Source organism: Kribbella alba (assembly GCF_039529635.1).
Lineage (GTDB): Bacteria > Actinomycetota > Actinomycetes > Propionibacteriales > Kribbellaceae > Kribbella > Kribbella alba.
Genome location: NZ_BAAANE010000010.1, coordinates 26,490 through 51,401 on the forward strand (window position 1 = coordinate 26,490; position 24,912 = coordinate 51,401).

Below are 24,912 nucleotides of genomic sequence, written 5' to 3' on the forward strand. Positions count from 1 at the left end.
AGTTCTACCGCGCCAGTGTTACAGGCCGAGAGGGGCACTGTTTCACGGGGATGCTGACACGGCGATCGCTCCTGTCCGGCGTGGGTCCCCTACGGCCAGCAGTCCGTCCGCCGGATCCCAGAAGGCGGCGGCCACCCCGCCGAAGTACATCGAGTGCGGCGGCATCGCTCTGGTCGGCAGGTGCGCCGAGCCCGAAACCGGCAGGTCGTCCTCGTAATCGACGACCACATCCTCGCGAACCCGGACGTGCACCCGGGGGTGCTCGACCGCCTCCTCCAGCGACAGACCACCGTGCGTGTAGAGCGCGTAGACCTGGGCGAGAGCGGTCGGAATCCGGTCGGAACCGGGCGAACTGATCGCCAGCACGGCCCCATCGCTGTCTCGTCGCGCCACGCTCGGCGCCATGTTCGAGGTGAGCCGGGTGCCTGGCGTGAGGCTGTGCGGGCCGCCGTGCACCAGTTGCCTGCGCAGATCCTCCTCGTCCAACTCAGCCAGTCGCCGACCGAGCACAGCATGCTCAACCTCGACCAGCCGCTCGAGCTCCGACGGACTCCAGCTGCCCTGCTTGGGAACACCATCCAGCAGCGCGAGTATCGCGGCCATCGCGACCCCGCCGACCGCCGGCGGCGGGTTGGTCGCCAGGTGCCAACCGTTCTGCGGAACGATCAGAGCCGGTCGTACCACCGCCTCGTACTCGGCGAGGTCTTCCGCGGTCAGGATGCCGTCGTTGTCCGCCATGTCGCGGACCAGCAGGTCGGCCAGCTCGCCCGTGTAGAGCGTCTCCGCACCGGCCTCGGCGATCAGCTCCAGCGCCTCCGCGAGCTCGGGGATCACCACGGTCGTGCCGGCCTTGATCACCACGCCGTCGTCATCGTGCACGACCCCGTGGCTCGGCTGGTGCCAGCCGAAGATGATCTCGTGGGTGTAGCCGAGGTAGTAACCCGAGGTGCGGCTGAGCGGGAACCCCTCCCGGGCCACCTCGATCGCGGGTCGGACGACCTCCCGCCAGGGAGCCTTGCCGGACCGCTGGTGGGCCAGGTCGAGCGCCTTCATCCCGCCCGGAGTGGCGACGGACCCGTGGCCGACGCTGGTCGTCGTGCCGCCGCCGTACTCGGTGGTGACATCCCAGACGCCCCGGCCGAACTTGTCTGTCGGCAGGCCGCGGCCGGGCATCTCCACCCAGCCGTCGATGGTGACCGCTTCACCGCCGGCCACCTGCAGGGTGACGAACCCACCCGAGGCAGGCGAGACGACGCCGATCTCGTTCACCATCGTCACCATGATCGCGGCGATCGCGGCGTCCACCGCGTTGCCGCCCTCGGCGGCGACCCGGACGCCGGCCTCGGCCGCCGCCGCGTTAGGTGCGGCGACCGCGACCCTGGGACTCGTCATGGGTTTCTCAGCCGACCCGCTGGACCGCGCCGAACCGATCCACAGCGACCTGCACTGCGGCCTGCCGGGCCGCCGCGACCTCGGTCTCGGTCAGCGTCCGGTCCGGGGCGCGGAACCGCAGCGCGAACGCGAGCGACTTCCTGCCCTCGCCGATCTGCTCGCCGGTGTAGAGGTCGAAGAGCCGGATCGACTCCAGCAACTCCCCTGCACCCTCGACCAGGGCCGCCTCGACGTCCGCCGCGGGAACCTCGGCGGGGACGATCAGCGCCACGTCCTCCTTGGCCACCGGGTAGGACGAGAACGGCTTGGCCTGGACCGACTGCGGACCGGCGGCGATGAGCGCGTCCAGATCGAGCTCGACCGCGCTCGAACGGGCCGGCAGCCCGAAGGCCTGGCACACCTTCGGGTGCAGCTCGCCGGCATGACCGACGACCTTGCCCTCGACGGACAACTCGGCACACCGGCCCGGATGCCACGGTGCCAGCTCCACGTTGCGCAGTACGGGCTCTACGCCGACCGCCTTGGCAACGGTCCGAGCCACCTGCACTGCGTCGGCCCAGCCTGCGGGCTGTCCCTTGCCCCACCAGCCGGTGGGGATCCGGGAACCAGTCAGCACGACTCCGAGATGGAGCGGCTGGTCCGGCAGCGCGTCATTCAGCGCCTGGATCTCCTCGTCGCTCGGGCGGTGGTCGACCGACGGCAGCGGCGCGGGCTTCGAGTCGGGGCGAGGCAGGAACACCAGGCTGGTCTGGAAGATCGCCAGATCCGTGGCGCCGCGGCCGGCGTTGCGCTCGGCTGTCTTGAGCAAGGTCGGCAGCAGCGTCGTCTGCATCGACGGCTCTTCGTCCGACAGTGGGTTGACCAGCTTCACCGTGGTCCGGCGGCTGTCGTCCGCGGGCAGGCCCAGCGCGTCGAAGTCGGCGTCACCCACGAACGGGTACGAAACGACCTCGGTGAACCCGGCCCCGACCAGCGCGGTCGCGATCCGGCGGCGACGACGCTGCGACACCGTCAGGCCCTGACCACCCGGGGCGGGCGGTAGGACCGACGGCACGTTGTCGAAACCGTAGAGCCGGATGACCTCTTCGGCGAAGTCGTTGGGATCGCGCAGATCCGGCCGCCAGGACGGCGGGGTGACCAGCAGCATCCCGTCCTGCTGGGGCTCTGCGACGACGCAGCCCACCGAGCGCAGGTGCGTGATCGTCTCCTCGACCGAGATCGGCGCGCCGGCGACCCGAGCCGCGTGGTCGGCGCGGATTGCCACCCGTTTGGGCAGCAGGTGGGTGTCGACGACGGTCTCGTCGGCCTCGATCGTGCCGCCGGCCAGCTCGGCCAGCAGGTCGGCGACCCGTTGCGCGGCGTACCGCGGCAGCTCGGGGTCGACCTCGCGCTCGAACCGGCGCGACGCCTCCGACGACAGCTTGTGCCGCCGGGAGGACCGCGCGATCACGATCGGGTCGAAGTGCGCGGCCTCGATCACCACGTCGGTGGTCGACTCGGAGATCTCGGTGGACGCGCCGCCCATCACCCCGGCGATGCCGATCGGGCCGGAGTCGTCGGTGATCAGCAGGTCTTCGGGGTCCAGCTCGCGGGTCTGGTCGTCCAGCGTCATCAGCTTCTCGCCCGCGGTCGCCCGCCGGACCACGATCTGGCCGTTCAGCCGGTCCTTGTCGTAGCCGTGGATCGGCTGGCCCAGCTCGAGCATCACGTAGTTGGTCACGTCGACGCCGATCGAGATCGGCCGCATCCCCGACAGCACCAGCCGCTGCTGCAACCAGCGCGGCGACGGCGCCTTCGGGTCGATGCCCGTCACGGTCCTGGTGACGAACACGCTGCAGGCCTCGGCGTCATCCACCCGCACCGGGTAGCCGCCGCTGCCGGACCCGGTCAGGGTCAGCGCGGCCGGATCCCTGAGGTCCACCCCGTACGCCGTGGCGGCCTCGCGGGCGACACCACGGATGGACAGGCAGTACCCGCGGTCGGGCGTCACCGCGATGTCGAGCACGTCGTCGCGCAGCTGGAGCAGCTCGATCGCGTCGTCACCCGGCACGGCCTCACCCGGCTCCAGGACGACGATGCCGTGCGAGCCGTCGTCGCCGAGCCCGAGCTCGGAGCTGGAGCAGATCATGCCGTTGGAGACGTGGCCGTAGGTCTTGCGCGCGGAGATCGCGAACCCGCCGGGCAGCACGGCACCGGGTAGCACGACGACCACGAGATCGCCGACCTCGAAGTTGTCCGCACCGCAGACGACCCACTGCGGCTCGTCCTTGCCGATGTCGAGCGAGACCCAGCGGATGGTCTTGCCGTTCTTCTGCGGCTCGGGCTCGTAGCTCAGCACCCGGCCGACGACCAGCGGCCCGGTCAGTCCCGCGCCCGCCTCGTCGACGGTCTCCACCTCGAGGCCGGCCCGGACCAGCTTCTCGCCGACGTCCCGGCCGGTCACCCCGGCAGGCAGCTCGACGTACTCACCAAGCCATGACAGTGGGACCCGCATCAGATCTCCATCCCGAACTGGCGGCTGAACCGCACATCACCCTCCACCATGTCGCGCATGTCCTCGACGCCGTTGCGGAACATCAGGGTCCGCTCCAGGCCCATCCCGAACGCGAACCCGGAGTACCGGTCGGTGTCGATGCCGCAGGCCTGCAGGACGCGCGGGTTGACCACGCCGCAGCCGCCCCACTCGATCCAGCCCTCGCTGCCGCAGGTGCGGCAGGGGCGGTCCGGGTTGCCGACGGACTCGCCGCGGCAGACGAAGCACTTCAGGTCGACCTCGGCCGAGGGCTCGGTGAACGGGAAGAAGTTCGGCCGCAGCCGCGCCTCCAGGCCCTCGCCGAACATCGACACGACGAAGTGGTCGAGTGTGCCCTTGAGGTGTGCAAGCGTGATGCCCTCGTCCACGACCAGGCCCTCGACCTGGTAGAAGACCGGCGTGTGCGTCGCGTCGAGCTCGTCGGTGCGGTAGACCCGGCCCGGGCAGATCACGTAGATGGGCGGCTTGCGGGTCAGCATCGACCGCGCCTGCACCGGCGAGGTGTGCGTCCGCAGCACCTTGCCGGAGCCGACCGGCTCGACGAAGAAGGTGTCCTGCATCTGCCGCGCCGGGTGGTCGGGCTGGAAGTTCAGCGCGTCGAAGTTGAGCCACTCGGCCTCCACCTCGGGCCCCTCGGCGACATCCCAGCCGAGCGCGATGAACACGTCGGCGACCTGCTCCGAGATCAGCGACAACGGGTGCCGGGCACCGAGCTCCGGGGTGTGCCAGGGCAGCGTCACGTCGACCCGCTCGGTGGCGAGCATCCGCTCCTCGTGCTCGGCCTCGAGCACCTCGAGCCGGGCCGCGAAGGCCTCGTTCATCGCCTTGCGGGCCGAGCCGATCCGCTGCCCGGCCTCCTTGCGGCCCTGCGGCGGCAGCGCGCCGATCTCCCGGTTCGCCAGCGCGATCGGCGACCGGTCACCCAGGTGGGCGAGCTTCGCCTCCTGCAGCGCGGCCAGGTCGGTCGCCTTCGCGAAGGCGTCGAGAGCCTCATCTCGCGTCCGTTCGACCTCGTCGGCGTGCAGAGGTGTCACCTCGACGGGGTCGTAGTTCTTGTTGGGACCGGACATGGCTCTCTTTCCGGAGTGTTCGGGTACGGAACGGAAACTGCTGCTGGCAGTCTAGGAACCCCCGGCGCCTGAGCGTGAATCGGTCGTCCACAGGCTGGCTCGCGGCTGCGCTCGACAGCTTTCGCACAGCTGCCGCTTCTGCTCTGGACGAGCCAGGACCAACTGCACGGCGAGGTCAGCTCTCGTTGCGGCGTTGGGCGCGGGCGGAGGCGTAGAGGCAGACGGCGGCCGCAGTGGCCAGGTTGAGGCTCTCGGCGCGGCCGTAGATCGGGACCTTCACCGAGCGGTCGACGATCGCGTCGAACCCGTCGGGCAGGCCGTGTGCCTCGTTGCCGAACAGCCAGACGGTCGGCTTGGCCAGGGTTCCGTCGTCGATGCAGTCGTCCAGGTCGGAACTCCCGTACCCGTCGGCTGCGAGCACCTGGAGCCCCTGGTCCCGCCACGACTTGGCGGCCGTGACGATGTCCGCCTCAACGGTGATCGGCAGGTGGAAGAGGCTGCCGACACTGGCCCGGACCGCCTTGGGATTGTGCGGATCCACCGATTCGGCCGACAGTACGACGGCATCGGCGCCGGCCGCATCCGCAGTACGGATCAGCGTGCCCGCGTTCCCCGGGTCCCGCACCTGGACGCCAACGGCCACCAGCCGCGCAGTACGGCGTACTGCGTCTTCGAGCGGGACGTCGACCAGGGAGCAGACGGCGACAACGCCTTGTGAGGTGACGGTTTCACTGAGGGCCTCGATGGCCGCGCGGTTCACGTCGTACCACGGAACATCGGCTGCGCTGGCGAGATCCCGCAGATCGCGGTGCCGGGTGGCGACGTCGGGCTCGGCGTACACCTCGATCACCAGTTCGCGATGCTCCAGGGCTTCGCGGACCGCCTGGGGTCCCTCGACCAGGAAGCGGCCGGTCTTGCGCCGGAACGCACGAGTGGCGAGCCTCCGGGCCTGTTTGATCCGCACGGACTGTGCGGTCAGCAGACCTGGGCTCGCCACTTCGGTGTGCTTCTGAGCTACTGGTTCGCTGCGGCTCAGGCCGCGGCGTCGCTCTTGGCGTTCAGGTCGGCCGGCAGGGCCGCCTTCGCCACCGCGACCAGTGCCGAGAACGCCGGAGCGTCGTTGACAGCCAGCTCGGCCAGGATCTTGCGGTCGACCTCGACCTCGGCCAGGCGCAGGCCCTGGATGAGGCGGTTGTAGGTCAGGCCCTCGGCGCGGGCCGCGGCGTTGATCCGCTGGATCCACAGCTTGCGGAAGTCACCCTTGCGCGCCTTGCGGTCGCGGTAGGCGTAGACCAGCGAGTGGGTGACCTGCTCCTTGGCCTTGCGGTACAGCCTCGAACGCTGGCCGCGGTAGCCGCTGGCCTGCTCGAGTACGACGCGACGCTTCTTGTGGGCGTTGACCGCCCGCTTCACGCGTGCCATGAGGTGTTACTCCTTGTATTTCTGCGCCGGAGAGAGGACATCTGAACGGCGGGATGTTCGGGGGGAGGGAAAGCGAGACTCAGATGCCGAGCAGCTTCTTGAACTTCTTGGCGTGAGTCGGCGCGACGTCGACGGTGCCGGCGAGGCGACGCTTGCGACGGTTCGACTTCACCTCGAGCAGGTGGCGACGACCGGTGCGCTCGCGAACCAGCTTGCCCGATCCCGTGATCTTGACGCGCTTCTTCGTCCCCGAGTGGGTCTTCATCTTCGGCATGGCTATGTACTCCTGTGGTTTCTTGCGTTGACTCGACTGGTGTGACGGGCTCCGGCCTCCCGACCGGAGCGGCACATCACTCCGGGTCGAGGTTGTCTGCCGGACCCTTCGGCTTCTTCGTGGCGCCGGCGGCCTTCTCGGCCTCGTGCTGCTGCAACTGCTCAGCACGTTCCAGACGCTCGGCCTCCTGCTCGGCCTCGTGCTCGGCGAGCTTCTTGGCCTTCTCGGCTTCCACGTCCACGCGCGCCTCGGACTTCTTCTTGTGCGGTCCGAGCACCATGATCATGTTCCGGCCGTCCTGACGCGGCGACGACTCGACGAAGCCGAGCTCGCTGACGTCCTCGGCCAGCCGCTGCAGCAGCCGGAACCCCAGCTCGGGGCGGGACTGCTCACGACCGCGGAACATGATGGTGATCTTGACCTTGTCACCGGCACGCAGGAACCGGACGACGTGACCCTTCTTGGTCTCGTAGTCGTGCGGGTCGATCTTCGGCCGCAGCTTCATCTCTTTGATGACGGTGTTGGTCTGGTTCCGGCGAGACTCCCGCGCCTTCTGCGCGGTCTCGTACTTGTACTTGCCGAAATCCATCAGCTTGCAGACCGGCGGGCGTGCCGTGGCCGCAACCTCGACCAGGTCGAGATCGGCTTCCTGTGCCAACCGAAGTGCGTCCTCGATCCGGACGATGCCTACCTGCTCACCGTTCGGTCCGACCAGGCGCACCTCAGGAACGCGGATGCGCTCGTTGACGCGCAGTTCAATGGTGATGGGTCCTCCTGGGTTGTTCGTTGACTGGGTGCCACCTCGTGAGCGCCGCGGCTGCCTCGTCGCTTCTTGGTCAGGAACGACAAAGGCCTCCGTGCGTCCACACGAAGGCCCAAATTCCCAGATCGACGGCCGGAGCCCCCGTCACCGGGAGATACGCCGTACATTCGCCGTTGTCTTCGGCCTGAACCGGAAACTGCGGCGTGACCGGGACCCGCCGACTCTGCATCGGTCTGGGTGGGAGGTGGCCCTCCGCTTTAGACTCAAACCACCGGAACCCCCCGAGTATTCCTCAGGGGCCACCGCTGGACCGAGTCGGTCGCCGTGCAAGGGTAGCAGCATGAGCGACCCAGTCTCCACTCCGCCGTCGACCACCCCGGACCCCGACCTCGCGGCCGGTGAACTTGCCGGTGATGACGGGCCTCGCGCGGACCCGCTTTCCACAGTGTCGCGAGACATCGCCGAAGTACCGAGCGTGGAGATCATCTCGACCGCCGCCCTGCACCTGATGAGCGCGGCCGCCGTCCACCTCGGCCTGGCCGAGGACCTCCCCGAGCACCGCGACCTCGACGAGGCCCGCTCCCTGATCGACGCCCTCGCCGGCCTCCTCGACGCCTCCGCCCAGAGCCTCGGCCACCATCACGCCGCTCCCCTGCGCGACGGCCTCCGCTCCCTCCAGCTCGCCTTCAAGGAAACCTCCACCATCCCCGACGAGCCCGGCACCGGCCCCGGCGAGAAGTACACCGGCGCGGTCCACCCGTCGGCCTCCCAGCGCTGACCCGCCCCTCTCACCTCGGCGCTCCACAAGGCCCGCCAGGCGGTTTGCCGTACCGACCGACAGGTAGTAGTCCCGCGATCCGGTGATCGCGCCGCCGCCTCAAGCGGTACGCCGGCCCCAGGCGGCGACCACGTCCTGTCCGTCGGTACACCCCAACCCACGGACCGCCCCCGGACCGCCCCGGACCGCCCCGGACCGCCACTTTGTGCACGGCCCAGTCGTTTCGCGGCCCGGGAAACGACTGGGCCGTGCACAAGGTCGCCGATTTTCGCCCTGGGCCTGAGCCGGACGTGTCACCCCCGGCTGTGTGCCCACACCTCTGAGCGGGTTCGGACGGGCGCGCCGTGAGGAGGCCGACGGACGCGCGGCGGCTCGAAGTACAGGTGAGCGGCCCGGTCGGGGGGAATGACCGGGCCGCTCGGTAGGGGGAAGGTCAGGCGAAGACCTTCAGTTCGTAGATCCGGGCGGCTGGGTCTGTGCCCTGCGTGGGAGTGGTGATGTTGAGGCGGACGTAGCGGGCGGTGACGCCGGTGATGGAGTGGGTGGTGACGGCGGCGGTGTTGTTGGTGACGGTCGACCGGGTGGTCCAACTGGTCCCGTTGGTCGACGTTTGCACTGTGAAGGCGCGGGTGTTGAAGGACGCGGATTCACCGCCGGCCGCGGCGTGGGATACCTCGACGGAACCGAGCGCCTGCGATGCGCCCAGGTCGACCTGCAACCACTTCGACGAAGCCAGCGAGCAGAACTTGTCGGAGTTGCCGCCGGAGACGCTGCCGTTGAAAGCCTTTGCCGGGCCTTCGGAGGTCGCGCAGGCAGCCGAACCGGTCGCCGCCTTGTTGAGCGCCAGGTTGACCGGGCCGGTGGAACCACCCGACATCGCGGACGTCATCTCGCGCGCCCACTGCCACGGCGCCGCGGTGCCGCCCGGGTCGGAGTTGAAGTACTCCCAGCCGTCGACGCCGCCGAAGGTCGGGTACTTCGCGACCAACGCGGCCAGTGTGTTCTTCAGCGTCGGGAGCGCCACGTAGCCGCTGCAGTTGGCGGAGTTGGTGACCACGCCGGTGACGACCTTGTTCGGGGTGAACAGGCCGCGGTTGATGATGTTGTCGTAGCCGGTGGTGTTCGCCATCGAACCCCAGCCGCAGTAGAACTGCGCGTTGTACCAGTCGATCTTCGCGCCGCGATCGCGCTCGAGGGTCTCGTAGTTGAAGCCGGACAGGTTGCCGCCGCCGCTCAGCGCGGTCGCCACCGGCGCCAGCGTGATGATGAAGCCGGTGCCGAAGTCGGTGGTGAGCTGGTCGATCAGCCGGTTGATGCCCGCCTGCGACATGCTCTCCTCGACGTCGAGGTCGAGCCCGTTCAACCCGTACGTCGTGACGAGGTTCTTCAGCCGCGGGTAGTACGTGGCGAAGTCTGTGTCGAGCCGCTGGAAACTCCCCTGCGCGGCGCCGCCGACGAAGGCCGAGACGTGGACGCCCTTGGCCTGCATGGCGTGCAGGTCCGCCCACATCTGGGTGAACTTGGGCGACTCGGGCGGGTCGTCGTTCAGGTGCACGACGTCCGGATCGAGGTGGATCGCGCCGACCAGGACGTCGGTGACGCCGGTGTTGTTGTCGGTCAGCGCCTTGGGCGAGACGTAGACACCATTCACGTACTGCGTCTGGTAGTACACGACGACGCGTTTGCTGTCAGCCGTGTGACGGTTCTCCGCTGCCGACGCCGGAGCGGTCAGGGACGCGACACCGATGACGGCGGCGGTCGCGATAGCCAGTGCCTTACGAAACATCGAGTAACTCCTTCGAACCAAACCAAAGATGGGCGGTGTGGATGGTCGAACAAGTGCCTACCCCTTGACGGCGCCCTCCTCCACGCCTTTGAAGAAGAATCGCTGCAGCGTCGCGAACACGATCACGATCGGGATGAAAGCGATCATCGTGCCCGCGGCGATGAGCCGGGGATTGTTGCTGAAGGTTCCGGAAAGGTACTGCAGGCCGACCGTCAAGGTGTACTTGTTGGGGTCGGTCAGCACGATCAACGGCCAGAGGAAGTCGTCCCAGGCGCCGATGAAGGCGAAGATCGCGACCACGCTGATGGTGCCGCGGACACTCGGCAGGCCGATGTAGAGGAACCGCTGCCAGACGTTCGCGCCGTCCACGATCGCGGCCTGGTCCACCTCGACCGGCAGCGAGCGGAAGGCGTTGTACATCAGCAGCACGTTCAGCGCGCCGATCATGCCGGGCAGCGCCACACCGAGCAGCGTGTTCGCCAGCCCGAACTCCCGCACCGTCACGTACTGCGAGATGATCGTCACCTCGCCAGGGAGCACCAGGGTCGCGAGGAACAGCCCCAGCACCAAACGCCGAAACCTGAACTGCAAACGGGACAAGGCGAATCCGGCCAGCGACGAGCCGATGATGTTGCCGCCGACAACCAGTACCGCGACCACCAGCGAGTTGCGCGCGTAGTCCCACACCGGGATCGTGTTCGCGACCTCGCCGTAGTGCGACAGCGTCGGCTGGGACGGCAACAACTTCGGGATCCGGGTGTAGATGTCCTCCCCGGATCCCTTCAGCGAGGTGGACAGCTGCCACAGGAACGGCCCGATCGTGATCAGCAGCACGAAGACCAGCAGCAGGTAGCGCACTGCCTTCTCTGCCGGCGAGATCGAGTTGAACCCGAACGAACCACGCTTCCGCCGAGGCGGCGCAGTACCGGGTTCGTCCGGTACTGCGACAGGCCGCGCAGGGTCGGTCACCACAGTCATCCGCGTCCTCGCTTCGCTCCGGGCGCGGATGAGGCGCCGGCCAGACCGTGCTTGATGATGAACTCGATCCGCTCGTTCATGCGTCCGCCGCCTTCCGGTTCAGCCGGGCCAGCGCCAGCATCGGTACGACGGTGACGAAGAACAGCACGATCGACAGCGCGGACGCGTAACCGAGGTTGCCCTCGAAGCCCTGGCTGTACTGCTGGATCAGCATCACCACGGAACTGTCCCGGCCGCCCGGGCCGCCGTTGCCGCCGCTGAGGATGTAGAGCTCGGAGAAGACCCGCAGGGCCGATACCGAGATGAGGATCGAGACCAGGATCATCGTGCCGCGCACCCCGGGAATGGTGATGTTGGTGAACCGGCGGAACGCGGACGCACCGTCGACGGCCGCGGCCTCGTGCAACTCGCGGCCGACGTTCCCGAGCGCGGCCAGGTAGATGATCATGTAGTAGCCGATGCCCTTCCACACGGTCAGGCTGATCGCGCTGAACAGCAGCAGCCACTGGTCACTGAGGAACGGCAGCGGTCCGGAGATCACGCCGAGCTTCTCGGCCAGGCCGTTGACCAGACCGCGATCGTCCAGGATCCACTGCCAGATCAGCGCGACCACGACGGCTGACGCCACCACCGGCGTGTAGAAGGCGGTCCGGAAGAACGTGATGCCGGGCACCTTCTTCTCGACCAGGACCGCCAGGGCCAACGGCAGGATCGTCAGCAGCGGAAGGCAGACGAGCATGTAGATGACGCTGTTCAGCAACGCGTAGCGGAGCTGTTCGTCGTGCAGCAGGGCCTCGAAGTTCTTCAGCCCGACGAAGGTCCCGCCGCCGATCGGCCTGGCGTTGGTGAACGACAGGATCACGGTGTTGATCGACGGCCACAGGTTGAACACCAGCAACCAGGCGAGTGCCGGGATGACCAGCACCCACGGGGAGAACCAGCGGTGGTAGCGCATCGACTACTGGGCCAGCAGCTGGTCGGCCTTCGCGACGGCTGCGTCGAGGGCCTGCTGCGAGGTGATCTTGCCCGAGATGGCGAGCGAGATCTGCTGGTTGATGAAGTCGTTGGTGGCGCCGCTGATGACGGCCGGCTGCAGCGACTTGGCCTTGGCGAGCGACTCGAAGGCGAGCACCTTCGCGTCACTCTCGACCGTGCCGTCGCTCTTGGAGAAGTACGGGTCGTCGGCCGACGCCTTGGTGGACGGGAAGATGTTCACGATCTTGGCGAACGCGGCCTGGTTCTCGGCGTTGGTGACGAACCGGGCCAGTGCGATCGCGGCGGCCTGGTTCTTGCTCTTCGCCGAGACCGACAGACCCTGCACGTACAGCGGCGGAGTGTCCAGCGCGGGCGACGGGACGACCTTGCCCTTCAGCGACGGGTTGTCCTTCTGGAAGTCGACGATCGCGTTGCCACCGCCGGTGGTCCAGGCCACCTTGCCCTGGGTGAAGAGTTTGGAGTTGCCCAGGTATTCCTGGGTGAGGATGTCGCGCGGCAGGTAGCCGTTCTTGTAGGCCTCGCGGTACTTGTCCAGCAGCGCGGCCGCCTCGGGGGTGTTGAAGACGAACTTCTTGCCGTCGTCCGAGACGATCTTGACGCCCGCGTTGGTGAAGTCGCCGATGCCGGGCAGCCGGCTCATCAGGTATTCCTTGCCGCCGGACTTGTCGTGCAACACCTTGGCGGCCGCGAGCAGCTCGTCGAAGGTCTTCGGCGGGTTCTTGACGTCCAACCCGGCCGCGGCGAACTTGGTCGCGTTCCAGTAGTCGATGTCGGTGTTCAGGTACCACGGGTAGCCGAAAGTGCCGCTCAGCCCCTGGTACTGGTACGCCGTGAGGCCGCCCTCGACGTAGTCGGTCTTCACGGCCGGGTCGGCGGCGGCGACGTCGAGCAGCAGGTTCTGCTTGGCCAGCGGCAGCGCGAACTCCGGCGGCAGGTTCGTCACGTCTGGCAGTTGGCCGGCGGACGCCTGGCTCAGCACCTTCTTGTCGTAGCCGTCACCCGGCTGGTCCAGCCAGGTCACCTTGGTGCCCGGGTACTTCGCCTCGAACGCCTTGATCACCCCTTCGACGTACGAGGTGAACTTAGGCTTCAGCGCCCAGGTCTGGAAACTGACCTCGCCCGTCACCTTGGCATTCGCATCGACCGTCGGCTGGCTGCCGGACGACGAATCGCCGGAGGAGCCGAGGCCGCAACCTGCGACGGTGAGGACCGCGACGGCAAGAGCTGCCACCGGTGTCAGACGACGACTACGCATAAGGTTTCTCCTGAAGTGATAAACCGGTATAGCTCCTGCACTATCCACATCGTAGAATCCGCTGTCAAGGGGACGAACAGAGCAGGAGGGGCCGATGGCACGACCGACGATCGCCGACATCGCGGACCGCGCAGGCGTCTCGAAGGGAGCCGTCTCGTTCGCTTTGAACGGACGTCCCGGGGTCAGTGACGCGACCCGCGCCAGGATCCTCGAGATCGCCGAGCAGATGAGCTGGCGGCCGCACAGTGCCGCTCGCGCGCTGGGCGCCTCCCGGGTGGACTCGGTCGGCCTGGTGATCGCCCGCCCGGCCCGCACGCTCGGCGTCGAGCCGTTCTTCGCGCACCTGTTCTCCGGCCTGCAGTCGGGCCTGTCCGCGCAGTCGATCTCGCTGCAACTGCTGATCGTCGAGGACACCGTGGCCGAGATCGAGGTGTACCGGCGGTGGTCCTCGGAGCACCGGGTCGACGGCGTGATCCTGGTCGACCTCACCGTGCGCGACCCGCGGGTCGACGCCCTCAAAGCCCTCGAACTTCCCGCGGTCGTGGTCGGTGGACGCGGCGGGAAGGACGCGCTCGCCTCGGTCTGGGCGGACGACCGCGACGCGATGCTGTCGATCGTCGAATACCTTGCCGCGCTCGGACACCGGCGCATCGCCCACGTGGCCGGCACGCCGAACTTCCAGCACACCCAGCGGCGGATCAAAGCTCTACGCGATGCCGCGCCGCGGCTCGGACTGACCGACGCGCCGTCGTTGCCGACCGACTTCAGCGACGCGGAAGGTGCCGCGACCACCCGGAAGCTGCTCTCCCAGTCCGTTCGGCCGACGGCGATCATCTACGACAGCGACGTGATGGCGGTGGCCGGGCTCGGGGTCGCGATGGAGATGGGCGTCTCGGTGCCGGGAGACCTGTCGATCGTGGCATTCGACGACTCGATCCTGACCCAGCTGATGCACCCGGCGCTGACCGCCCTGTCCCGCGACACCTTCGATTTCGGCCGGCAGGCGGCCGAGGTTCTCCTCGAGGTGATCGCCGATCCGTCCGCCGTCATCAACCGCCGCACCGCCGATCCGGTCCTGACCGTCCGCGAGTCCACCGCTCCCCCGTCACACTAGGGCCGCCGTCCCGCCTGGCGACGGCGTCGGCCGTCGAGGGGGTCGCCCGGCGAGTGGGTCGGCCGGCTGGCGAGGAGTCGGCGGGTAACGAAGGGTCGGCGGCCCGCGAGGGGCCGACGGCGGCGAGGGGCCGACGTCCCGCGAGGAGTCGACGGCGGGCGAAAGGCCGGCAGCTCGCGAGCAGTCGGGGGCTGGCGACAATGCGGCAGTTGGCGTAATTGACTAAACCGATTTAGCATCCCTGTCATGCTCTCGGATCCCGCCACGCCCCGGTTCGGCGCGAACTACGTCCCGTCGTCCGGCTGGTTCTACAGCTGGCTCGACTACGACGGAGCAGCCGTCCGCCGCGACTTCGCGGACCTGGCCGGCCTGGGCCTGGACCACGTCCGCGTGTTCCCGGTCTGGCCGTGGATCCAGCCGAACCGCGCGATCATCCGGGAGGCCGCGATCGACGACCTGCTGGATCTGATCGACGCGGCCGCCGAGCACGGCCTGACCGTTGCCGTCGACCTGATCCAAGGCCACCTCTCCAGCTTCGACTTCCTCCCGTCCTGGGTGCTCACGTGGCACCGCCGCAGCCTCTTCGAGGATCCAGCCGTCCGCGACGGACTGACGTCGTACGTCGATGCTGTGGCGCGCGCGGTCTCCACCCGCCCGAACGTCTTCGCGATCACTCTCGGGAACGAGGTGAACAACCTGTGGCCGGACAGTTCCACGACACCCGACAGTTCTACGGGCTGGGCGCAAGACCTGCTGGTCACGGTGAAGAAGGCGGCGCCGGACCTGCTCGCTCTGCACTCGGTGTTCGACGACGTCTGGTACCAGCCGGACCACCCCTTCTACCCGGTCGACGTGGTCGATCTGGGTGAGCTGAGCACCGTCCACTCGTGGGTTTTCAACGGGGTCTCCCGAGTGGACGGGCCGCTCGGCCCGGCGACGCTGACCCACGCGGACTACCTGGTCGAACTGGCGGCAGCCACCTCGCTGGATCCGGCGAGACCCGTCTGGCTGCAGGAGATCGGCGTACCGGGTCCTGACATTCCGGTGGACCTGCAGGCGGAGTTCACCCGTCGCACGGTCGAGTTGGTCGTCCACAACCCGGCGCTGTGGGGCGTCACCTGGTGGTCGTCGCACGACATCGATCGGCGGCTGCTCGACTTCCCGGACCGGGAGTACGACCTCGGGCTGTTCACCGTCGACCACCAGCGCAAACCGGCCGCTGCCGCCTTGGCCGAGGTGATCGCCGAGGTGCGATCCGCGGGCGTCCAGCCGCAGCCGGCGACCACCCTGGTGAGCCCGGTCAACCTCCGAACCGAGCCCCACCGCCGCGCCGAGATCGCTCCAGGCAGCCCCTTCCACCTGGCCTGGGTCGCCGCCCGCTCTCACGCCCCCGTCCGGATCATCCTCCCTTCCTGACAACGCGCTTGCGTCCGAAGAAGCGAGGGCCCTGCCCCACGGTCGCTCGGACACAACCACCCGCACTACGCGGCCCGACCACTGCGTCCGAAACAGCGAGGGCCCTGGCCCCACGGTCGTTCGGACGCAAGCACTCGCACTCCGCGATCCCGACGGCTGCGTCCGAAGAAGCGAGGGCCCGGCCCCACGGCCGCTCGGACACAACCACCCGTACTCCGCGGCCCGACCACTGCGTCCGAAACAGCGAGGGCCCTGCCCCACGGCCGCTCGGACGCAACCACCCGTACTCCGCGGCCCGACCACTGCGTCCGAAACAGCGAGGGGCCTGCCCCACGGCCGTTCGGACGCAAGCACTCGCACTCCGCGATCCCGACGGCTGCGTCCGAAGAGGCGAGGGCCCTGCCCCACCGCCGTTCGGACGCAAACACCCGTACTGCGGGGGCTCGGCGAGCGGCGAGGGGTCAGCGGGTGTCGATCAGGACCTGGATGCCGTCGAGGATGCGGGTGAGGCCGAACTCGAGGTCGTCGTCGACAGTGTCCTCGTACTCCTGGTTGGTGAACATCGCCGTCAGCATCGGGTAGTCGCCTGCCTGCAGGCGCGGCACCAGGAAGCCGAACACCTCTGGCGACTCCACCGGCGCGGTGTCGCTAGCGGCCAACTGCCGAATCAGGTTCGCGTAGCCGCGCACATATCCGTCGAACAGCACGGCACACCCGAGCGCGTCGTGCTGACTCAGTCCGGTCCCGGCCAGTACCTGCAGCAGAATCTCAAGCCAGTGCAGCAGGTTCGGCGTCACCGGCGCCCCGCGGATGGGTAGATCGAGCAACCACGGGCGCTCGGCGTACCGGTCGACCTGCGCCTGCACCCACGCCTGCGCGCCGGCGCGCCATCCATCGGCCTCCAGGATGGAGCGCGGAGCCGTCCCCCAGGCGGTATCAGCGACCAGCACGAGCAACTCGTCCTTCGAGCTGACGTAGCGGTACATCGCGTTGGTGCTGACGCCGAGATGCGCGGCGATCTTCTGCAGCGAGATCGCCTCGAACCCCTGGCTGTCACCGAACTCGATCCCCGTGGCCACGATCTGCTCGACGGTGAACGCGGGCTTCGGGCCACGACGCTGCACTGGCTGAACGCCCCAGGACAGCGCGAGGCCCGGCGGCAGTTGCACGCGGTCCTCGCTCATGTCCACATCCTTCCCCAATTCCCCTCCCCACCGGCGCGCAACGGCAAAGAGTGGGGCTAGCACCACCCCGCGAAGGGGTCCTGGACCGCTGCCGGGAGAAACTGTTCAATCCATACGCTATTCATCGTAGGCACTCCTCCGAAGCGAAGGAAACGACGATGAACTCCCTGACCAGTACCCTCGGCCCGCTGCTCTCGCCCGACGAACTGCCGCTCACCGCCTCCGATAGGCAGACCGCCCACGCGAGGCTCGACAGCGCCGTCCATCAAGGCGCGCTGACCAGCCACCAGGCGACCGACCGCCACGACCAGCTGGGTGCCGCTCGAACCCGCGGCGAACTTCGCAATGTGTTCCACGGGCTGCACGACGCGGTGCCGCCGTCCGGCCTGACCCTGGCGCTCCGTATCGTCTCCGCCGGCTGGCTGCTGGTCTGCGTGATGCAGTTCCTGATCTGGGTGATCCTGGCAGTCTTCGGTCATTTCGACGGGCCGTGGTGGCTGTGGTCCGACCTCGGGCTCGGCCTCGGCGTGGCAGTCCTGTGGTGGACGAACGAGTCCTACCACCGCAAGTCCCAGCTGAGCGCGGTCGGCCGATGAGCGCGCCGGTCGCGCTGATCGACGTCCGCGTATGAGTCCCTTCTACTGCCCGCCGAGCACACCGCCGCCGGATTGCCGACGCAGAGTCAGCTCACCCGTCGGTTGAGTCGGCGGTGGTGATCCAGGCGTAGCCGCCGTCCTCCAGGCGAACCACCTGCAGGCCGGCTGCGAGGCGCTTTACGTCGTCTGTCTCCAGTACTGCGGGCGCTGGCCCGGCGACGTCGAGCACGATGGCTGCGACACCTTCCTGGATCGCGGCGGTCGCCACCAACTGCGCCTGCGCCGGCATCGGCCGGGCTTCGGGACTCCACCGGGCCAAACTCTCCGTGCTCGTGAACGCGAGCAACGCGGTCCGCCCGTCCTGCCCCTGCAACAGCGCCACCGCCATATCTGAGGTCTTGTCGTGCGCCAGCCCGCGTTCGTCGTGCTCGACCTCTCCAAGCATCGCCACCACCGGCACCAGCAGCCGCGCCTTCGTCAGCGATTGCAGGATCGCCCCCTGATCCTGCTCGTCCAGCGCCCGGCTGAGCGCAGGATCGGCCGACCCGTCGTCGTTGTCGAACCCGGTGAAAGCAAGACGTCGCTCTGGTTGCACATCGGCATTCTCGCGCACCCCGGACTTCCAGCACTCATCAACCAGCGCTCGACGCGAACCCGCACGCTCAGCGGACGTCTCCGGGCGGGCGCAGGCGGGGCTTGGTGAGTGCTGGGCGTCCGGGCCGGTGCGACTCGCGGGTGGGTCGGTGCGGGTTGGCGGGCGGGGTTTCAGGGTGGTGTCAGGGCTGTTCCCCCTTGGTTCCACGGTGACCTGTGCGAGCCTGGGTATGTGCCTGACTTCAACGATTTGACGCTGCTGCCGCTCTGTGTCGGTCTCACGCTGCTCGGCCTGATCGGTTCGTGGGTCGCCTGGCGGCGCCGCGGGCTGGCCACCGGCATCCGCGGAGTGGCCTGGTCGTTGCTGCCGGTGTCGCTCTACCTGACCGGTCTGCTCGAGCTGCTCTGGAACGTGGTGAAGTCCACCGTCAGCTGGGTCACGCACCTGATCTTCTCCCCGACCGTCTGGGCAGGCGTCGCGCTGTTCGGCGTCTCAGTCGTGCTGTACGTCGTGTCCGGTGTCGCCCGCGGACGTCGCGGTGACGCTCCGGAGAAGGCGCCGAAGACCAAATCCGCTTCTGCTGCGATCGGTGAGCTGACCAGCACCGGCCCCGCGCCCGCTTCCGCGGCCGCCAAGCCGGCCAAGGCCGAGAAGGCAGCGAAGGCCTCGAAGCAGGAGTCGTCGGAGTTCGACGAGATCGAGGACATCCTGAAGCGCCATGGAATCAACTGACGCCCTGACCATCGACAGCCTGCTGGACCACGTCCAGGCAGCCCCCGCCCGGCTCGGCCGGACCCGGCTGATCAGCGTCGACGGTCCCGCGGGCTCCGGCAAGAGCAGCCTGGCCGGGCGGATCGCCGCCCGCGCCGAGGCGCGCGGCCTGCACACCCTCGTCCTGCACATGGACGACCTGTACGACGGCTGGAACGGCGCCGTCCGGGGATTCGGCCTGCTGCGCGACCACGTCCTCAAGCGCCTGGCGGACGGCCGGGAAGGTCGGTACCGCCGGTACGACTGGAACCTCGGTGCGTATGCGGAGCTCCACGTCGTCCCGGTGACGCTCGACCTGCTCATCGTCGAGGGAGTCACCTCGGCCGACCGCGACGCCGACGCGTGGCAGTCCCTGCGCGTCTGGATCGAGACCACCAACGAGATCCGCCTGGACCGCGGCATCGCCCGCGACGGCGAAGCCCTCCGCGACCACTGGCTCGACTGGATGCGCTGGGAACGCGACCACTTCGCCGCGGAGAACACCCGAGGCCGCGCGGACGTGATAGTCGACGGCAGCCCGACGCAGCCGCACGACCCCGAGACAGAGCTCGTCGCCACCTCAGTACGCCTCGTCCCGCACGACTCCGCCGCGTCCTGACGACCGAGTCTGAGCCCGGTCAACGTGAGGCTCTCGTGTTCTCTTCGGGAGGCCGGAACCCTCGACATCCCCCCTCGACTCACCACCGCGAACCAACCGGCAGGATTGGACGCATGAGCGTATTGCCGTCTGGTGAGCAGTGGACGATTCGGGCCGGGGAGTATACCGGGACAGTGGTGAGTGTGGGGGGTGGCCTTCGGGGGCTGTCCTTCGCGGGACGCGACGTGCTGGTGGGGTTTCCCGAGGACGAGCCGGCGCGGGCGGGGATCGGGCAGCAACTGGTTCCGTGGCCCGGTCGGATCATCGACGGCAAATACCGCTTTCAGGGCGAGGAGCGGCAGCTGGATCTGACCGAGCCGGCCCGGTTCAACGCGATCCACGGCTTGACCCGTTGGTCGAACTGGGACCGGGTGGACGACAGGTCCGATGAGGCGGTGGTCGAGGTTGCGCACCGTTTGCACGCACAGCCGGGGTATCCGCACCAGCTGGACCTGCGCATCACCTATCAGCTCGATGCCGAGCAGGGGCTCACGGTCACGGCGAACGCGAAGAACGTCGGCGCGAACGACGCGCCGTACGGGTATGGCACGCATCCGTACCTCACGGTGGGCCGCAAGCTCGACGAGTGTGAGTTGCGGTTCACCGCGGAGAGCTGGATGGAGCTGACGCCGGACCGGCTGGCTCCCATCGGTCTGGCGCCCGTCGAGGGGTCGCAGTTCGACTTCCGGGAACGGCGGAAGATCCAAGACCTCGACATCGACAACCCGTTCACCGGCTTGCCGACGCCCTGGGAAGTCACGTTGACCGATCCGGACACCGGCAACCAGGCGAGGCTGATCAGCGACGCTCCGTGGATGGTGCTCTACACCGCCGGCGCGCTCGGCCGCATCGGCCTGGCGGTCGAGCCGCAGACCTGCCCGCCTGATTCCTTCAAGACCGGCGAGGACCTGATCGTCCTGAAGCCCGGCGACGAGCACAGCACGAGCTTCAGAGTCGGCGCCTGACGAGCGCCGGCTGACCCCGCAGCTTCGGGACCCCGCGGCCTCGGCCTTGGTCCGGTCAACCAGCACCGTGTGCGCGAGCCACCGCGGCGAGTTCCTTGGCCGCTCGGCTTGCCCGGGCGCCTTCGGAGGCCTGCACCGCGAGTACTCCGACTCGGTTGCCGTCGGCATCGAACAGCTGCAGCCAGGGATCACCCGCGTTGAACCGCAACGCCTTCACGTCGGTCCACTGCATCCGGTAGGACTTGAACACGTTGCGGATCGACAAAGCGTCGTCGTACGCCGTGACGCGGACCGTGGCCATCCGGTAGAGCAACCACAGGATGACCCCGAAGAACGCCAGCAGGGTGAGCCGCTGGAACCAGGTGAAGGTGTCCCGCGACTCCGCCGACAGCCGGAACCAGATCACCCCGAAGACGGCGATCAGCGACAACCCCATCACGGTCGTCATCAGTGCCACGATCCTCGGATGGAAGCTCCACAAGGCCTTCGGGGCCCGCGGCGTCATCAGGGTCAGATCCGGCACGCGTGGATATCGGTGGTGAGGATCGCGCGGGCGCCGATGTCCCAGAGCTGGTCCATGATCCGCTGGGCTTCGGCTCGGGGCACCATCACGCGGACGGCGACCCAGCCTTCCCGATGAAGCGGCGAGACCGTCGGCGACTCGAGGCCCGGGGCGACCTCGTTCGCGGCGTCCACCGCCTCGACGCGGATGTCGTAGTCCATCATCACGTAGTTGCGCGCGACCAGGACGCCCTGCAACCTGCGGACCAGCTGGTCGAGCCCGTTCGGCGGCGTCTCCACCCCTTGCCGCTTGATCAGCACCGCCTCGGACCTGAGGATCGGGTCGCCGAACACCTCGAGCCCGGCCTGCCGCAGCGTCGTACCGGTCTCGACGACGTCCGCGATCACATCGGCGACGCCCAACTGGACCGCGCTCTCGACGGCTCCGTCCAGCCGGACCACGCTCGCCTCGACGCCGTTCTCGGCCAGGTGGTCCTTGAGGACTCCCGCGTACGACGTGGCGACCCGCTTGCCGGACAGGTCTTTCACGGAGTCCGCGATCCCGGGCGGCCCGGCGAACCGGAAGGTGGACGCGCCGAACCCGAGCTCCACGATCACCTCCGCGTCCGCGTGCGAGTCGAGCACCAGGTCACGGCCGGAGATGCCGACGTCGAGGGTCCCCTCGCCGACGTAGACGGCGATGTCGCGCGGGCGCAGGTAGTAGAACTCGACCTCGTTCGCGGTGTCGGTGAGCGCGAGGTCCTTGGTGCTCCGGCGCTGTTTGTAGCCGGCTTCGGTCAGGATGTCGGTGGCGGCCTCGCTCAGCGAGCCCTTGTTGGGTACTGCGACGCGCAGCATGGAAACGGCCTTTCTGAAGGTGTGAACCGAGGGATCTGTAGGGGCTCCTACAGATGTCGGTACACGTCGTCGAGGCTCAGGCCGAGCGCGTGCATCATCACCTGCGCGTGGTAGAGCAGCTGGCTCAGCTCCTCCGCGGCCCGTTCCTTGCCCTCGTACTCGGCGGCCATCCAGGACTCGGCGGCCTCCTCGACCAGCTTCTTGCCGATCGTGTGCACGCCGGCATCCAGCGCTGCCACCGTGCCGGAGCCCTCCGGTCGGGTCAGCGCCTTCTCGCCCAGCTCGGCGAAGAGTTCGTCAAAGGTCTTCATCGCCCGACCAGCCTAAACGTCGGCTGCTCGGAGGTTTTGATCAGGTCTCGTTCTCCGGACCATCGGCGGCCGCGGCTGTGGGCGATCGGGACGCCGAGTGGGCGCCGACCTACCAGGCGCGGACTTCCCTGATCAGGCGTCACGCCGCAGCTGTACGCCGAACGCCGGCTCGAGGCTGACCTCGAAGGTGCGGTGCGGGAGAACCACTTTGAACCGCCATTCGGGAGACGATGGCTACTGTGCGAATGCCGACCCCACCCCACCACCCCGGTCAGGTGCCATCACGAGTTCGCGACCTGGGAGTCATCCCAGGCACGCTGGCCACAGGCACACTCAACGCGATCACCGACGTACCGGGAGTACGGGTCGGCCAGACGACGATCGACGACGGGAACGAGCTGCACACCGGTGTGACGGCGATCGTGCCGGCTGGGTTCGCCACCGGTCTCCCCACGGCGGTTGCAGTAGGCAACGGCTACGGGAAGCTGGTCGGCTCCACGCAGATCGACGAGCTCGGCGTGGTGGAGACACCGATCCTGCTGACGGGCACGTTGTCGGTCTTCCGGGTCGCCGACGCCCTGCTGACCTGGCTGCTCGACCGCGACCCCACGGCGACCAGCTTGAACCCGGTCGTCGGAGAGACCAACGACGGCTTCCTCTCGGACATCCGTCGCCGTCCGATCAGCCCGCAGCACGTCTTCGACGCGCTCGAGTCGGCCTCGTCCGACCTGCCGGCCGAAGGTTGCGTGGGCGCCGGCACCGGCACAACAGCCCTCGGTTTCAAGGCCGGCATCGGTACGTCGTCCCGCCAGGCCGCAGGTGGTGTGGTCGGAGTGTTGGTGCAGGCCAACTTCTCCGGGACGCTGACCGTGCTCGGCACACCGATCCCGGCGCGGGATGTGCTGGGTGTACCAACCGGAAACTCGTGCATGATCGTCGTCGCCACCGACCTGCCGCTCGACGCCCGCCAACTCGGCCGGATCGCGCGACGGGCAGTCTTCGCGATGGGCCGCGTCGGCTCGGACTTCGCGCCCGGCAGCGGTGACTACGCCATTGCCTTCAGCACGGCCCCGTCGGTCGCCGCCGGGGCCCCGGCGAGCGCTGCGGCCCCGGCGAGCGGTGCTGCCCCGGCGAGCGCTGCGGCTCCGGCGAGCGCTGCGGCTCCGGCGAACGGTGCGGCTCCGGCGAGCGGTGGAGTGCCGGAGCGGGAGTTGTTCAGTCTGTTCCAGGCGGTGATGGAGGCGACCGAGGAGGCCTTGTTGAACTCGTTGACCATGGCTCACACCGTCACCGGCTTCCGCGGCAACACCCGCCACGCACTCCCCCACGACGTACTGCTCAGTCGTTTGAGGACGGCCGGCGTCCTGACCTGAGCAGGCCGAAGATCAGCGAGCAGAACGCCAGCACTGCCGAGACGGTGCGGACCGCATGGGCAAACTGCCACCGGTCCCGCACGCTCGCCCAGTCCGCCGGCGGAGCCTGCACCGACCAGTCCGCCTGATCCCCATTGATCGGCAGGTTGACCGCCAGCGAGGTAGCGAAGACCAGCACCAGCAACGCGACTGCTGCCAGCACGAACCACCGGTCGTTGCCTCTGGCCCTGATCGTCAAGACGGCGACGATCGCGGTGCAGACCAGCGCCGGGATCAAGGTGGCAGACGCCAGCTTGTCCAGCGAATCGAGCTCGACCTGCCGCACTTGCGTGTAGACGGCGGCGTCGTCCGCCCGCAACGACTTCTCCAGGACGAGCACGCCAAGCAGGAACCCCGAGAACAGCCCCGTAAAGAGGAGGCTCGCTCCACGCACCAACTTGGCGCCGGCGCCCGCTGACCTGACTGTCACCTGAGCGCCGGCAGCCGTAGTACGGGGGCTGTTGATGCTCACGAGACCTCCGCCCGGAAGGCAGGCGAGTGTTCGACAGCCCAGTCCGCGAAGTCGAGAGCCGGCCGGCCGAGCAGGTCGGCGACTGCCGTCGTGGAAGGCGCCGGCTGAGCCAGGCACTCCGCCAGATATCCGTACATCCGGTCCGGGATATCGGCCGGGACTCCCTGGTCGAGCATGGCCTGCTTCGCCTGCTCGAAGGTGATCTCCTCGAACTCCACCGGCTGCCCGAGCGCCTTGCCGATCAGCTCGACCTGGTCCCGCTGCGTCAGGGACTCGGGCCCTGTCATTGCATAGGCCTGCCCCGCAGACTCCTCGTCCTGCAGAGCCAGCGCTGCCACCGCCGCGACGTCCACGGGGTGGATCGGCGAGTACGCCGCTTCGCCGTACGCCGTGCGCACCTTCCCGGTCGCGCGGATCTGCGGCGCCCACACCAACGCGTTGGAGGCGAACTGGCTCGGTCGCAGGAAGGTCCACTCCAGCCCGGAGGACCGCACGACCTCCTCCGCCGCCCGGAATGCCTCGGCGAACCTGCGGTATCCGCCGCCGTACTCGACCGTGATCGCGGACAGCAGCACAGCCCGCCGTACGCCGTGAGCTGCGGCGTCGGCCAGCACGTCAGGCAGCGCGGCTCCGACAGCGGCGAGGTTGAGGAACATCGCGTCGATGCCGTCGTACACCGGCGCGGAAACCACGTGTGCCGGTTCGGGTAGGGCGGCCCGCGCCGGGTCGCGGGTGACCGCGGTGACCTCGACCTCCCCGGCGACCAGCAGGTCCGTCAGCTCACGGCCGACCTTTCCACTCGCTCCGGTGATCAGAATCTTCATCCGTTGCTC

26 protein-coding genes are annotated in these 24,912 nt (G+C 68.5%); 8 read left to right on the plus strand and 18 right to left on the minus strand.

What is annotated here, in order from left to right:
• Nucleotides 1-42 precede the first annotated feature (42 nt).
• From ABD210_RS27265 to infC, 7 genes are all read right to left on the minus strand, one after another.
• A complete protein-coding gene (locus ABD210_RS27265; RefSeq protein WP_344115150.1) occupies nucleotides 43-1,392 on the minus strand; it encodes a gamma-glutamyltransferase in 1,350 nt (449 codons plus the stop codon).
• A 7-nt stretch (nucleotides 1,393-1,399) separates the two neighbouring features.
• Nucleotides 1,400-3,886 carry a phenylalanine--tRNA ligase subunit beta gene (gene pheT, locus ABD210_RS27270; protein WP_344115152.1) on the minus strand — a complete coding sequence of 829 codons (2,487 nt, stop codon included), beginning with the start codon at nucleotides 3,884-3,886 and terminating at the stop codon, nucleotides 1,400-1,402.
• Entirely contained in the window at nucleotides 3,886-4,995 is a 1,110-nt protein-coding gene (gene pheS / locus ABD210_RS27275) for a phenylalanine--tRNA ligase subunit alpha (RefSeq protein WP_344115153.1), read from the minus strand. Before pheS ends, pheT begins: the two co-directional genes overlap by 1 nt.
• Before the next feature lie 175 nt (nucleotides 4,996-5,170).
• Nucleotides 5,171-5,992 carry a TrmH family RNA methyltransferase gene (locus ABD210_RS27280; protein WP_344115155.1) on the minus strand — a complete coding sequence of 274 codons (822 nt, stop codon included), beginning with the start codon at nucleotides 5,990-5,992 and terminating at the stop codon, nucleotides 5,171-5,173.
• Nucleotides 5,993-6,027: 35 nt separating this feature from the next.
• Complete coding sequence (gene rplT / locus ABD210_RS27285) at nucleotides 6,028-6,417, minus strand: 50S ribosomal protein L20 (protein WP_344115157.1); 390 nt, start codon at nucleotides 6,415-6,417, stop codon at nucleotides 6,028-6,030.
• Nucleotides 6,418-6,496: 79 nt separating this feature from the next.
• Entirely contained in the window at nucleotides 6,497-6,691 is a 195-nt protein-coding gene (gene rpmI / locus ABD210_RS27290; RefSeq protein WP_344115159.1) for a 50S ribosomal protein L35, read from the minus strand.
• Nucleotides 6,692-6,767: 76 nt separating this feature from the next.
• Nucleotides 6,768-7,457, minus strand: coding sequence for a translation initiation factor IF-3 (gene infC / locus ABD210_RS27295; RefSeq protein ID WP_344115602.1), 690 nt, complete (start codon nucleotides 7,455-7,457; stop codon nucleotides 6,768-6,770).
• Between the two features lie 337 nt (nucleotides 7,458-7,794).
• Here infC and ABD210_RS27300 point away from each other — a divergent pair, with 337 nt between their 5' ends.
• Entirely contained in the window at nucleotides 7,795-8,232 is a 438-nt protein-coding gene (locus tag ABD210_RS27300) for a DUF1844 domain-containing protein (RefSeq protein ID WP_344115161.1), read from the plus strand.
• Between the two features lie 433 nt (nucleotides 8,233-8,665).
• Here the strand turns inward: ABD210_RS27300 and ABD210_RS27305 are convergent, their stop codons facing one another.
• From ABD210_RS27305 to ABD210_RS27320, 4 genes are all read right to left on the minus strand, one after another.
• A complete protein-coding gene (locus tag ABD210_RS27305) occupies nucleotides 8,666-10,018 on the minus strand; it encodes a galactose-binding domain-containing protein (protein ID WP_344115162.1) in 1,353 nt (450 codons plus the stop codon).
• A 57-nt stretch (nucleotides 10,019-10,075) separates the two neighbouring features.
• Complete coding sequence (locus ABD210_RS27310; protein WP_344115163.1) at nucleotides 10,076-10,996, minus strand: carbohydrate ABC transporter permease; 921 nt, start codon at nucleotides 10,994-10,996, stop codon at nucleotides 10,076-10,078.
• A gap of 76 nt (nucleotides 10,997-11,072) precedes the next feature.
• Nucleotides 11,073-11,951: a carbohydrate ABC transporter permease gene (locus ABD210_RS27315; protein WP_344115164.1), complete on the minus strand. Its 879-nt coding sequence runs from the start codon at nucleotides 11,949-11,951 to the stop codon at nucleotides 11,073-11,075.
• A gap of 3 nt (nucleotides 11,952-11,954) precedes the next feature.
• On the minus strand, nucleotides 11,955-13,247 hold the full coding sequence (locus tag ABD210_RS27320) for an ABC transporter substrate-binding protein (protein ID WP_344115166.1): 1,293 nt from the start codon (nucleotides 13,245-13,247) through the stop codon (nucleotides 11,955-11,957).
• 94 nt (nucleotides 13,248-13,341) lie between these two features.
• Between ABD210_RS27320 and ABD210_RS27325 the strand changes: the two genes are divergently transcribed.
• Both ABD210_RS27325 and ABD210_RS27330 read left to right on the plus strand, forming a co-directional pair.
• Nucleotides 13,342-14,361, plus strand: a complete 1,020-nt coding sequence (locus tag ABD210_RS27325; RefSeq protein WP_344115168.1) for a LacI family DNA-binding transcriptional regulator — start codon at nucleotides 13,342-13,344, stop codon at nucleotides 14,359-14,361.
• A 246-nt stretch (nucleotides 14,362-14,607) separates the two neighbouring features.
• A complete protein-coding gene (locus ABD210_RS27330; RefSeq protein WP_344115170.1) occupies nucleotides 14,608-15,777 on the plus strand; it encodes a glycoside hydrolase 5 family protein in 1,170 nt (389 codons plus the stop codon).
• 461 nt (nucleotides 15,778-16,238) lie between these two features.
• On the opposite strand, the gene ABD210_RS27335 is transcribed toward ABD210_RS27330, so the two are convergent.
• Nucleotides 16,239-16,961 carry a TetR/AcrR family transcriptional regulator gene (locus ABD210_RS27335; RefSeq protein ID WP_344115172.1) on the minus strand — a complete coding sequence of 241 codons (723 nt, stop codon included), beginning with the start codon at nucleotides 16,959-16,961 and terminating at the stop codon, nucleotides 16,239-16,241.
• 158 nt (nucleotides 16,962-17,119) lie between these two features.
• On the opposite strand from ABD210_RS27335, the gene ABD210_RS27340 reads away from it, so the two are divergent.
• Nucleotides 17,120-17,557, plus strand: a complete 438-nt coding sequence (locus tag ABD210_RS27340; RefSeq protein ID WP_344115174.1) for a DUF1707 SHOCT-like domain-containing protein — start codon at nucleotides 17,120-17,122, stop codon at nucleotides 17,555-17,557.
• A gap of 91 nt (nucleotides 17,558-17,648) precedes the next feature.
• Here the strand turns inward: ABD210_RS27340 and ABD210_RS27345 are convergent, their stop codons facing one another.
• Nucleotides 17,649-18,152: an SseB family protein gene (locus ABD210_RS27345; protein ID WP_344115176.1), complete on the minus strand. Its 504-nt coding sequence runs from the start codon at nucleotides 18,150-18,152 to the stop codon at nucleotides 17,649-17,651.
• A 231-nt stretch (nucleotides 18,153-18,383) separates the two neighbouring features.
• Between ABD210_RS27345 and ABD210_RS27350 the strand changes: the two genes are divergently transcribed.
• The 3 genes from ABD210_RS27350 (at nucleotide 18,384) to ABD210_RS27360 (ending at nucleotide 20,525) form a co-directional block, all read left to right on the plus strand.
• On the plus strand, nucleotides 18,384-18,884 hold the full coding sequence (locus ABD210_RS27350) for a hypothetical protein (RefSeq protein WP_344115177.1): 501 nt from the start codon (nucleotides 18,384-18,386) through the stop codon (nucleotides 18,882-18,884).
• Nucleotides 18,871-19,521, plus strand: coding sequence for a uridine kinase family protein (locus tag ABD210_RS27355; RefSeq protein ID WP_344115179.1), 651 nt, complete (start codon nucleotides 18,871-18,873; stop codon nucleotides 19,519-19,521). Before ABD210_RS27350 ends, ABD210_RS27355 begins: the two co-directional genes overlap by 14 nt.
• A 113-nt stretch (nucleotides 19,522-19,634) precedes the next feature.
• Entirely contained in the window at nucleotides 19,635-20,525 is an 891-nt protein-coding gene (locus ABD210_RS27360; protein ID WP_344115180.1) for an aldose 1-epimerase family protein, read from the plus strand.
• Between the two features lie 55 nt (nucleotides 20,526-20,580).
• On the opposite strand, the gene ABD210_RS27365 is transcribed toward ABD210_RS27360, so the two are convergent.
• Genes ABD210_RS27365 through ABD210_RS27375 form a run of 3 tightly spaced genes read right to left on the minus strand, consistent with a single transcriptional unit; the run spans nucleotide 20,581 to nucleotide 22,195 of the window.
• Nucleotides 20,581-21,048, minus strand: coding sequence for a PH domain-containing protein (locus ABD210_RS27365; protein ID WP_344115181.1), 468 nt, complete (start codon nucleotides 21,046-21,048; stop codon nucleotides 20,581-20,583).
• Nucleotides 21,036-21,884, minus strand: a complete 849-nt coding sequence (hisG, locus tag ABD210_RS27370) for an ATP phosphoribosyltransferase (protein WP_344115182.1) — start codon at nucleotides 21,882-21,884, stop codon at nucleotides 21,036-21,038. Before hisG ends, ABD210_RS27365 begins: the two co-directional genes overlap by 13 nt.
• Before the next feature lie 47 nt (nucleotides 21,885-21,931).
• The gene (locus ABD210_RS27375) at nucleotides 21,932-22,195 is read right to left on the minus strand and encodes a phosphoribosyl-ATP diphosphatase (protein ID WP_344115184.1); all 264 of its coding nucleotides are present in this window, start codon (nucleotides 22,193-22,195) and stop codon (nucleotides 21,932-21,934) included.
• A 275-nt stretch (nucleotides 22,196-22,470) separates the two neighbouring features.
• Between ABD210_RS27375 and ABD210_RS27380 the strand changes: the two genes are divergently transcribed.
• Entirely contained in the window at nucleotides 22,471-23,568 is a 1,098-nt protein-coding gene (locus ABD210_RS27380; RefSeq protein ID WP_344115186.1) for a P1 family peptidase, read from the plus strand.
• On the opposite strand, the gene ABD210_RS27385 is transcribed toward ABD210_RS27380, so the two are convergent.
• Together ABD210_RS27385 and ABD210_RS27390 are read right to left on the minus strand one after the other, a co-directional pair.
• Nucleotides 23,534-24,079: an anthrone oxygenase family protein gene (locus ABD210_RS27385; RefSeq protein ID WP_344115187.1), complete on the minus strand. Its 546-nt coding sequence runs from the start codon at nucleotides 24,077-24,079 to the stop codon at nucleotides 23,534-23,536. The genes ABD210_RS27380 and ABD210_RS27385 overlap by 35 nt on opposite strands.
• Nucleotides 24,076-24,903 carry an NAD(P)H-binding protein gene (locus ABD210_RS27390; protein ID WP_344115188.1) on the minus strand — a complete coding sequence of 276 codons (828 nt, stop codon included), beginning with the start codon at nucleotides 24,901-24,903 and terminating at the stop codon, nucleotides 24,076-24,078. Before ABD210_RS27390 ends, ABD210_RS27385 begins: the two co-directional genes overlap by 4 nt.
• Nucleotides 24,904-24,912: the final 9 nt, after the last annotated feature.

What these genes read in the sequence shown, in the direction of transcription:
- ABD210_RS27265 (WP_344115150.1), bottom strand. Translation starts at nt 1,392, where the DNA reads ATGACGAGTCCCAGGGTCGCGGTCGCCGCACCTAACGCGGCGGCGGCC.
- pheT (WP_344115152.1), bottom strand. Translation starts at nt 3,886, where the DNA reads ATGCGGGTCCCACTGTCATGGCTTGGTGAGTACGTCGAGCTGCCTGCC.
- pheS (WP_344115153.1), bottom strand. Translation starts at nt 4,995, where the DNA reads ATGTCCGGTCCCAACAAGAACTACGACCCCGTCGAGGTGACACCTCTG.
- rplT (WP_344115157.1), bottom strand. Translation starts at nt 6,417, where the DNA reads ATGGCACGCGTGAAGCGGGCGGTCAACGCCCACAAGAAGCGTCGCGTC.
- rpmI (WP_344115159.1), bottom strand. Translation starts at nt 6,691, where the DNA reads ATGCCGAAGATGAAGACCCACTCGGGGACGAAGAAGCGCGTCAAGATC.
- ABD210_RS27300 (WP_344115161.1), top strand. Translation starts at nt 7,795, where the DNA reads ATGAGCGACCCAGTCTCCACTCCGCCGTCGACCACCCCGGACCCCGAC.
- ABD210_RS27305 (WP_344115162.1), bottom strand. Translation starts at nt 10,018, where the DNA reads ATGTTTCGTAAGGCACTGGCTATCGCGACCGCCGCCGTCATCGGTGTC.
- ABD210_RS27310 (WP_344115163.1), bottom strand. Translation starts at nt 10,996, where the DNA reads ATGACTGTGGTGACCGACCCTGCGCGGCCTGTCGCAGTACCGGACGAA.
- ABD210_RS27315 (WP_344115164.1), bottom strand. Translation starts at nt 11,951, where the DNA reads ATGCGCTACCACCGCTGGTTCTCCCCGTGGGTGCTGGTCATCCCGGCA.
- ABD210_RS27320 (WP_344115166.1), bottom strand. Translation starts at nt 13,247, where the DNA reads ATGCGTAGTCGTCGTCTGACACCGGTGGCAGCTCTTGCCGTCGCGGTC.
- ABD210_RS27325 (WP_344115168.1), top strand. Translation starts at nt 13,342, where the DNA reads ATGGCACGACCGACGATCGCCGACATCGCGGACCGCGCAGGCGTCTCG.
- ABD210_RS27330 (WP_344115170.1), top strand. Translation starts at nt 14,608, where the DNA reads ATGCTCTCGGATCCCGCCACGCCCCGGTTCGGCGCGAACTACGTCCCG.
- ABD210_RS27335 (WP_344115172.1), bottom strand. Translation starts at nt 16,961, where the DNA reads ATGAGCGAGGACCGCGTGCAACTGCCGCCGGGCCTCGCGCTGTCCTGG.
- ABD210_RS27340 (WP_344115174.1), top strand. Translation starts at nt 17,120, where the DNA reads ATGAACTCCCTGACCAGTACCCTCGGCCCGCTGCTCTCGCCCGACGAA.
- ABD210_RS27355 (WP_344115179.1), top strand. Translation starts at nt 18,871, where the DNA reads ATGGAATCAACTGACGCCCTGACCATCGACAGCCTGCTGGACCACGTC.
- ABD210_RS27360 (WP_344115180.1), top strand. Translation starts at nt 19,635, where the DNA reads ATGAGCGTATTGCCGTCTGGTGAGCAGTGGACGATTCGGGCCGGGGAG.
- hisG (WP_344115182.1), bottom strand. Translation starts at nt 21,884, where the DNA reads ATGCTGCGCGTCGCAGTACCCAACAAGGGCTCGCTGAGCGAGGCCGCC.
- ABD210_RS27375 (WP_344115184.1), bottom strand. Translation starts at nt 22,195, where the DNA reads ATGAAGACCTTTGACGAACTCTTCGCCGAGCTGGGCGAGAAGGCGCTG.
- ABD210_RS27390 (WP_344115188.1), bottom strand. Translation starts at nt 24,903, where the DNA reads ATGAAGATTCTGATCACCGGAGCGAGTGGAAAGGTCGGCCGTGAGCTG.